The 4,869-nt window shown below is 48.7% G+C and carries 8 protein-coding genes; all 8 read right to left on the bottom strand.

Annotation, left to right across the window (positions count from 1 at the left end; genetic code table 11):
• The coding region (locus AC2VLY_RS12880; RefSeq protein ID WP_486922409.1) for a hypothetical protein at positions 1 to 343 on the bottom strand (343 nt) is incomplete at its 3' end.
• A 66-nt stretch (positions 344 to 409) separates the two neighbouring features.
• A complete protein-coding gene (locus tag AC2VLY_RS12875; protein ID WP_486893650.1) occupies positions 410 to 763 on the bottom strand; it encodes a hypothetical protein in 354 nt (117 codons plus the stop codon).
• Between the two features lie 155 nt (positions 764 to 918).
• A complete protein-coding gene (locus AC2VLY_RS12870) occupies positions 919 to 1,257 on the bottom strand; it encodes a hypothetical protein (protein WP_486893651.1) in 339 nt (112 codons plus the stop codon).
• 107 nt (positions 1,258 to 1,364) lie between these two features.
• Positions 1,365 to 1,871 carry a hypothetical protein gene (locus AC2VLY_RS12865; protein WP_486893652.1) on the bottom strand — a complete coding sequence of 169 codons (507 nt, stop codon included), beginning with the start codon at positions 1,869 to 1,871 and terminating at the stop codon, positions 1,365 to 1,367.
• Between the two features lie 228 nt (positions 1,872 to 2,099).
• Positions 2,100 to 2,810, bottom strand: coding sequence for a putative quorum-sensing-regulated virulence factor (locus AC2VLY_RS12860; RefSeq protein WP_486893653.1), 711 nt, complete (start codon positions 2,808 to 2,810; stop codon positions 2,100 to 2,102).
• Between the two features lie 17 nt (positions 2,811 to 2,827).
• Complete coding sequence (locus AC2VLY_RS12855) at positions 2,828 to 3,073, bottom strand: hypothetical protein (protein WP_486893654.1); 246 nt, start codon at positions 3,071 to 3,073, stop codon at positions 2,828 to 2,830.
• A gap of 104 nt (positions 3,074 to 3,177) precedes the next feature.
• Positions 3,178 to 4,332, bottom strand: a complete 1,155-nt coding sequence (locus tag AC2VLY_RS12850; RefSeq protein ID WP_486893655.1) for a hypothetical protein — start codon at positions 4,330 to 4,332, stop codon at positions 3,178 to 3,180.
• A gap of 2 nt (positions 4,333 to 4,334) precedes the next feature.
• Positions 4,335 to 4,589 (bottom strand): DUF4282 domain-containing protein, encoded by a 255-nt coding sequence (locus tag AC2VLY_RS12845; RefSeq protein ID WP_486893656.1) that lies wholly within the window; start codon positions 4,587 to 4,589, stop codon positions 4,335 to 4,337.
• Positions 4,590 to 4,869 lie beyond the last annotated feature (280 nt).

The raw sequence follows: 4,869 nt of genomic DNA, 5'->3' as shown, positions 1-4,869 counted from the left end.
GCTGTATCGACATATTATGCCCAGGATACTGCTGGATATCTTTGATGGCCGCTTTCTTTTCAGCTTGTGGAAGGCGAGAAAACCATGCTGCAGGCGCAGGCGTTGCCGTGCGGACATACAACAGATAGCTTCCCCCGAAAGCAAAAAGACAGAAAAGCAAAAAGATCGCAATAACCCATGGACGGAGGTAATGCCGCCAGGGCAAAAAATTGCCCCACATGCCCTGGCTGACCCTGTATGCTGAGGTAATGATCGCCGCAGCAAACATGCCGAAGAACCCAAAAAGAAGAAAGGCCAAGAGCACGAATGTGGGGAAAAATGCAGCCAAGTTCAGGATCAGCATAAAACCTCCAAGAGGACGGTTACTTGGGTTGATAAAAACGGCCAACCAGAGACAGTCGGGAGAAAATCAACGCTGCAAAATGGCGTCGATGTCGGTGCTGGGCAAAGGGGAACCCATCAGTGTGCTTTCCAAAATATCGAATTCCGTGGCTTGGTTGTTGGCAACGATGTAGTTGCTGCCGTAGACGCGGGCAATGTTGTAAGTGTCGCTGATCTGCTGTAGACGTTCTGCATGCTCGGTAAAGAGGCGGTCCAGAATAGCCGCGTGATGTATAATATTCTTCAGCAAGTCCACATAGCGTTTCAGTATGCGTGGGTAATCACCAATCAAGGTAATGCGCAAGGCGGCGCCCGTAGCAATGCTGGCAATAGTGGTATCCTGGGACTCGATCTGGGCAGGATTTGTTTCGTCGTGTGTCATAAATAGACCTCTTGTAAACAAATGGTGGTAGTTAAAAATAAGACTACTTACCCATAATACACCAAAAAATGCAGACTATTTGTGACCGATCGCGGTTTACCTGGATACTGAAGAGCACCACGACAATCTATGGCAAACACCGTTCACGCATGGGTTCAACTTCCTGATGCGTGTCCTAATAAGGCATGCTCTAGCGCGTCACGCTGGTGCAGGAAAGATTGGCAAGCGGCCCCTTCAGGATGGGAAAAACAAGCCAACTCATCCGCGAGAAGGTTATTTAATCTACGTTCCAACACCGTTTGCGTGCTTTGCTGCCCTGGTGGCGTCACGATCCACGAAACACCACTACCCAAGGCGGAAGACAAGAGTGTGGCCATCAAAAAGACCATCAAAACGCGCAACAACCCGGGTTTCCAGTCGAAATGTTGCAAAAGGCGATGCCCAGCCCAGGCGAACGCCGGATAACTGACCAGGCCCGCTATGAGTCCCCACATACGAGTACCTTTTTATTCATTTTTTATGCCATAAGAGCAACGGCAAAACTAAAGTTGTTGATTGATCTTTAGATAACACCATAGCAATGAGTATGGTACAGAAGTTTTCAGGACGGAAGATGCCCGGTGTCAGAGCAAGATTGGCACAAAAGACGCGCAGAATTTTCGGAGTGGATGTGCGAATCATGGAGCGATTGCTCCTGTGCAGCACGCATGAAAGACCGATAATCACCCTGCAAAATATATCCACGCTGCTGATAGGCCTTGCAGAACGGTTCAACCAGATCTGGACAGGATTCCACAGCTTTCACTACTTCAGAAAAACGTACATCATCAATGGGATCAAGCTGTTCAAGGTACAGATCACAGGCAGCCATTCTGAAAAATAAAAACATCGTAGCCAAAACATTGAGCATGTAGAGCACAGCTAGAAGGCCATCACGCGTGCTGTTAGGAATCCAGTAGTTAAAAAAGATACTCCCAAAAAGAATAAAAAAACCGATAACTGACACAGCAAAAAAAGGGGTGAACAGCCTTTGGTGTGTTTTCTTCAGGGCTTGTAAACGGGCCTTTTCTTCCTGAACAGAGGCATCAGATTGAATGTTTATGGACATAAAAGTATCCTCACGTTATAAGATCGCAAACAAATAGAATAAAACCATATTCGAACCAAAACGTCCATCAGCTAAGTGAGCAAGGTAACGGCCAAAGCATGAACATCTTTTACGACTAAACAAGCCGCAATGGACATCCTGCAACAGTTCACACATGCATCAACCAACGTCTTAAAATGATTCACACATACGCGCCTTCTTTCACCTGACAACAATAACCACCTGCATTTAAAAAGAACCCTGCCCTTTTTGGGCACGCATACGCAAGGCTTTTAACAAGTAAGGATCCATATCGCTTTGCTTAAAGAGCCATTCGCAATAATCATCTGGCAACTCCCCAATGGGTAAGCCCTTATGCTTACCGAAAGGCATAGTGACCGGTATGCGGGCGCGTTCAGAGGCTTCCCACAAGCGTTGCCAGGTCCGGACTTTCGGCATTTTCTCCAGAATCTTTTGCAGAAGAATCCGCGTCATCAGTACATCATAGTAAGCAGAATGAGCGTCCTGCAGCAGGGACTTGGCTTTTTCCTTATCTAACAGCCGGTACATCATCGCCCCGAGAGAATGCCCCAAATCATCCGGCCAGAGGCGACGGGATAAGGCCAGGGTACAAATGCGGGGAATATCCGGTTGTCCAATCACGTTCCAATCGTAATCAATGTTGTGACCAATCAGGAAGGCCGTCTCTGCGGGCACGACAAAATCATCGGGAGGCGGACAATTCAGCAGGTCTTCATCCGTGATGTGGTGCGTCGCCATGGCACCGAAAGCAATGGGTCCGCTGGGCTGATAGCGTTGTTCGAAGGATTCCACCACGGTGCAAGCCGCCTCAAGATCCGTCATCGGTTCCGCCTGCAGCTGCACCCAGGCAATTTCAATCGGCTCTACGGGTTCGGTGAAACCGGTGGTTTCGGTGTCGATGATGAGGATATTCCCCATGGATTTTGCTCCTTGATTTATGCGGCAGGACCATCCAGTGGTGCGGATTCACCATCCTGACTATCCTGGCTAGTGGAATTGGAATCGGACGAGGGATATTCATGATGAAGAATTTTCCGGATAATCACTTCCACGCTCGACATGAATTCATTATGAACATCCGGACGTTGCCGACGCAATTCACCGATAGACATCCCGTAATTGTTCACATACTCCGCAACCAGCGCTTTAAAATCACGTACGGCAGGGTTCTTGTCGTCCACACCTCAAGCCTTAAACATCTCAATCGATAAGATCATCCTAACATAACCAACAAACAGGGCATTCAAAGGCTCATCCGCAAGCCGTCCGTTCATCCTGCGACCGCTTAAAATTCAGGCGTACCGTAAGGCAGTGGAAAGCCCTCTGGAAACCGGACTTTTTCCAGGAGCGGCAGCAGGGCCTCCCGAGATAAGGTTCGGGAAGCGCGCAATGTTTCCGCCAATACCTGATGCACATCGGCGTTCATCTGAAAAAATTGCCGGAGTGTTTGACTCTGTGCGCCATGCAAATCCAGGAGCATTTGCTGATTATGGCTATGTTCAAAAGCATTCTGCGGATCCGTGTAAAACAGGCCATAATATTGACCAGAAAGAACCGTTTTCGCTTCATGTATCCACTGATTATTATCACTCGTGCTACCCAGCGTGTATTTTCCGCAAAGCAACGCTTCGCCGATTTGTCCGGCCAACAAAACCATCATGAACCATTCCGCAAAAACTCTTTCTTGGAGCAGGTTGCCATCGACATAGGCAGAAACCGCACCCAGGCTACCCGCCTCATTCATCCGATACCGCACCTGAACGCGGAAAGTAGATGGAAGATAGGCCTGCCCCAATGCGGCAAAGACCAGTGCATGCCCCGCTTCATGCGCCGCAACCAGCACAACGTCCTGTTCGGAAAGTGTCGGACGGGTAAGTGCATAATCGATCAAGGGATCAAATTGATCCCGCCGTGATGGAGATGCCGGATTGCGCATCAAGCGATTCAGGATATCGACAATGTACAGGGCCAGGACAAAAAGCAAAAAGTTCTGTGGATGGTGTATGGCCTCCCGATAAAGCCTGTCCCCAACCCAGGAAAGCACCAGGATACCGAAGCTCAAAAGTGCCAGACGCTGGGAAAATCGGTAGAGAAATCGTCCAAACCACACTACATACGCGGCCTGCGACGGGATCATGTCGGAGAAAAGTGCCCGAAGAGCGGGAACCGCTACGAGCAGGGTAAACCCCAAAATTTCGACCCATATCAGCAAATGCTGCACAAATGATATGCGGGGCTGGCCCAAATGCGTCCAAGAATAAACGGTAACGGCCACCGCCCAAAAAAACCAGAACAATTTCTGGGCGTAATGGTCCAGAATAGTCAGGCTATGCGTAACAACCACCGACCAGAAGCCCGCCCATGGTCGGGTAAGCCTCTGGAGAAAGTGGTTAGGGAACGCCCGGTGAATCTGGTGATTAATCCTGGGAAGTAGCCACAAAATTAAATCCCCTTGTCCTCACGCAATGCGGCCAGGTTTTCATTGATTTTGAATACCACTATTAAGAGCTCGCAAAACACCCGGCTCAATATCACGGCCAGCACCAAATAAGCTACGCCGATGACGAAACCCCAAAATCCGCCGACACTAAAGCCCGCACCAATCGCGGAAATGAAATCGGCAATCACCAGAATGAAAAACAATATCTGGATGAGTTCCGGCGTAATGAAGTGGTTAAATGAAAGAAACTTGTGCATAAAAAGACTCCCTTTGTTTACCAGATAGAATCTGACCCATGAATAATAATAACAGCACAAACCGGCTTTCCATAGCAACCTATTTTATCGATCGTTTTTGCAAAGCGACGTGAAATCATCAGTCCATAATACACTGACAAAATCGCTACGCTCGCCTATTTTCTGGATGGTCTTGTCCCTTCATTAGGCTCCTCGTCAGATCGAGTGGGTAGGGGGTAGAATGCTGTGGAGCGGTCGTGCCCTGAATAGGAGTTAGCTGATGGTCCCAGAAGAGCTGTTT

This window comes from Acidithiobacillus sp. TH-A36 (genome assembly GCF_057473445.1).
Note: the sequence above shows the minus strand (reverse complement) of the source record. Positions and strands in the feature narration are given on the sequence as shown.

Bases quoted from the DNA above. Each gene is read 5' to 3' on its own strand.
- AC2VLY_RS12875 (WP_486893650.1), bottom strand. From the start codon at position 763: ATGACACACGACGAAACAAATCCTGCCCAGATCGAGTCCCAGGATACC.
- AC2VLY_RS12865 (WP_486893652.1), bottom strand. From the start codon at position 1,871: ATGTCCATAAACATTCAATCTGATGCCTCTGTTCAGGAAGAAAAGGCC.
- AC2VLY_RS12860 (WP_486893653.1), bottom strand. From the start codon at position 2,810: ATGGGGAATATCCTCATCATCGACACCGAAACCACCGGTTTCACCGAA.
- AC2VLY_RS12845 (WP_486893656.1), bottom strand. From the start codon at position 4,589: ATGCACAAGTTTCTTTCATTTAACCACTTCATTACGCCGGAACTCATC.
- AC2VLY_RS12870 (WP_486893651.1), bottom strand. From the start codon at position 1,257: ATGTGGGGACTCATAGCGGGCCTGGTCAGTTATCCGGCGTTCGCCTGG.